A 2047-nucleotide genomic window follows, 5' to 3' on the forward strand; every position below is an offset into this window, starting at 1 on the left:
GCAGAAAATCAATAAAAACTTAGGGTGTGTCTTTAAAACTTTTGACAATACCGTACAAAAAATAGATGTGAAAAGTATGAAATGATTGTGAAATAAACGTGAAAATCCCCTTTTCCATATCGGAAAAGGGGATTTCATTATTTCATCACATATACTCGTGCTTCATATGGACGCAATGCAAAGCGCGTCGCATGCTTATGCGGTTTCACGTCGTAGTTTGTTAACACGAGTTGCTCGCTATTTAATTTCAACGAATCGTAGCGATACATCGTCTTTCGATCTGTTAAGTTCACGATTACGACCGCTTTTTCGTTGCCCCATGTGCGTGTGTACGCATAAATCGCTTTATGATTTTCTAATATTAACTCATATGTTCCGTACACAAATACATCGTGCTGTTTGCGAAGTTGAATCATTCGTTTGTAAAAATTGAGCACAGAGTCCGGGTCATTTACTTGCTTTTTAACGTTAATTTGTTTATAGTTTTCGTTCACGCCAATCCACGGTGTTCCTGTCGTAAATCCGGCGTTCTCTTCATCTGACCATTGCATCGGTGTGCGCGAATTGTCGCGGCCGTTTTTCCAAATCCATTGCATCACTTCTTCATGTGAGCGCCCCTTGGCCCGCTCAATGCGATAATAGTTTTTTATCGCGACATCATCGTATTCATCAATCGTTTCAAAACGAACATTCGTCATACCGATTTCTTGACCTTGATAAATGAACGGTGTTCCTTGCATAAGAAAATACAATGCCCCTAACGCTTTTGCACTTTCTACAAGATATGTTTCATCATTTCCCCACGTCGACACCGAGCGCGGCTGATCGTGATTTTCAAGGAACAGCGCGTTCCAGCCAATGCCTTCTAATCCTTTTTGCCATTTCGTTAAGACGCGCTTTAATTTACGAACATCGACGCCGCCGTCCGTCCCTTTTTGCCAAAGTCCTAGATGCTCAAATTGAAAAATCATATTAAAAATACCGCGTTCTTCGCCGACCCAGTCTTCGGCCTCTTCCACCGTAACACCGTTCGCTTCCCCGACTGTCATAATGTCATAACGCGCAAACGTTTGCGCTTTGAGCTCACGAAGATACTCCATAATCCCTTCTTGATTCATATGTCCATCAAATGACGGGACATAGTCAAGCCCTTTTGGGTTCGGTAAGTCGGGAAGTCCTTCTTTTTTCTTAATATGCGAAATCGCATCAACACGGAAGCCGTCAATCCCTTTATCAAGCCACCAGTTAATCATATCATATAGCGCACGACGAACATCTTCGTTTTCCCAGTTTAAATCTGGCTGTTTTGTCGCAAATACGTGCAAATAATATTGATCTGTTGCTTCATCATATTCCCAAGCTGAGCCGCCAAAAATGCTTTCCCAGTTGTTCGGCTCTTTTCCATTTTTCCCGTCGCGCCAAATGTACCAGTCGCGTTTTGGATTATCGCGTGACGAACGCGATTCAATAAACCACGGATGCTCATCGCTCGTATGGTTAATGACGAGATCCAAGATGACTTTCATGTCACGCTTATGGATTTCTTCAAGCAGTTGATCGAAATCTTCCATCGTGCCAAACTGCTCCATAATATCTTGATAATCGCTAATATCATAGCCGTTGTCGGCATTCGGCGATTTGTAAATAGGGCAAATCCATATGACATCGATTCCAAGGTCTTTTAAATAGTCAAGCTTTTGAATAATTCCTTGTAAGTCTCCGATCCCGTCTCCGTTCGAGTCCATGAAGCTTCTCGGATATATTTGATATGCAACCGCTTCTTTCCACCAAGCTCTTTTCACGTAAAAACCTCCTCAATCCATTCAAACTAAATCGCTTTCAATCATCTTTACTCTTTCATGTTAATACACAAACGCTCTCGTTGAAAGAGGAAGTTGCACTTTTTCATAAAAAATTTCGTTTTATGTGTGCAAACGGTTTACATACGAACAAAAATAAGCAACGATTGCTCATCGTTGCCTATTGTATACTTATCCTGAATCCGTGACAAAACATCTTTACAATGGATGCAAACCGTTGATACGAT

Annotated in this window: 1 protein-coding gene; it reads right to left on the bottom strand. The window is 41.5% G+C overall.

The genetic code is table 11. The features are described from left to right. Positions 1 to 137 precede the first annotated feature (137 nt). The gene (locus tag V7Z64_RS13110) at positions 138 to 1802 is read right to left on the bottom strand and encodes a glycoside hydrolase family 13 protein (RefSeq protein ID WP_297990636.1); all 1665 of its coding nucleotides are present in this window, start codon (positions 1800 to 1802) and stop codon (positions 138 to 140) included. Between the last annotated feature and the right edge of the window lie 245 nt (positions 1803 to 2047).

The sequence above is a fragment of the Anoxybacillus sp. genome (assembly GCF_036834105.1).
GTDB lineage: Bacteria > Bacillota > Bacilli > Bacillales > Anoxybacillaceae > Anoxybacillus.